Here is a 1,106-nt window from a genome sequence, read left to right as displayed (position 1 = left end):
ATAAAAAAGAGACCTTATAAGTTAAGGTCTCCTCGAGTCGGCAACTTTTCTATTAGTAATAAGATTCATAGATTTTAGATGGTTATTTAGCAGGAAATATAGTTTAATTAAAAATCCTCTAAGACAATCTTTCCAATCATTTTGCCTGATTCTACTTTAGCATGAACCTGTCTCAAGTTATTAGCATTAATAGGAGACACAGTTTCTGTTAAAGTAGAACGGAGAATTCTTTCATCAAAGAGTTTGCTTGTTTGATTTAATAATTCATGTTGGTTAATCATATCTTCTGTTTGATACATGGAACGAGTATACATAAACTCCCATACAAAAGTAACACTCTTACTCTTTAAGAGATTTAGGTCTAGGTTTTCACTGTTTTCAACAATTGAACAGATTTTCCCTTGTGGTAAAATAGCTTCTGCCATGCTGTTCCAATGACCATCTGTATCATTTAAACAGAAAATATAATGAACCCCATTGAAACCAATTTTCTGAAGTTGAGGCGCAAATTCTTGTCGATGATTAATGACATAGTCAGCTCCTAATCGTTTACACCAATCCTCCGTTTCTTCTCTTGAAGCTGTAGCAATAACCGTTAGCCCCAACCATTTAGCTAATTGAATAGCAATAGATCCTACGCCACCGGCACCACCGATAATAAGAATCGATTTTCCCTTATCTTTTTCTTTTGAAATACCTAAACGCTCAAATAATCCTTCCCATGCTGTAATCGTAGTAAGTGGCATAGCTGCAGTTTCTGAAAATGAAAGGATTGAAGGCTTTTTACCTACAATACGTTCATCTACAAGTTGATATTCACTATAAGAACCGGGTCTTGTAATATCTCCTGCATAAAACACTTCATCTCCTGGTTTAAACAGTGTACAACTTTCTCCAACAGCTTCTACTACGCCACTGGCGTCCCACCCTAAAATTTTGGGATGATCCTCTACATGATCTTTGGGTTGACGTACCTTGGTATCTACAGGGTTCACTGAAATAGCTCTTATTTTGACTAATAAATCCCGACCTTTAGGAATCGGTTTTTCCACCGTAAGATCAAGCAGGCTCTCTTCATTTTCGATAGGTAAGTAACGGTATAGTCC

At 36.4% G+C, this 1,106-nt stretch carries 1 protein-coding gene; it reads right to left on the bottom strand.

The features are described 5' to 3' along the window. Window positions 1-107: 107 nt before the first annotated feature. Window positions 108-1,106 (bottom strand): zinc-binding alcohol dehydrogenase family protein (locus RB298_RS22860; protein ID WP_486048716.1); only part of this gene is annotated, 999 nt, incomplete at its 5' end.

The sequence above is a fragment of the Priestia sp. BR_2 genome (genome assembly GCF_041954005.1).
In the GTDB taxonomy this organism is placed as follows: domain Bacteria; phylum Bacillota; class Bacilli; order Paenibacillales; family Paenibacillaceae; genus Paenibacillus_AQ; species Paenibacillus_AQ lautus_A.
The sequence above is the reverse complement of the archived record's forward strand: the minus strand, read 5'-3'. Positions and strand labels throughout refer to the sequence as shown.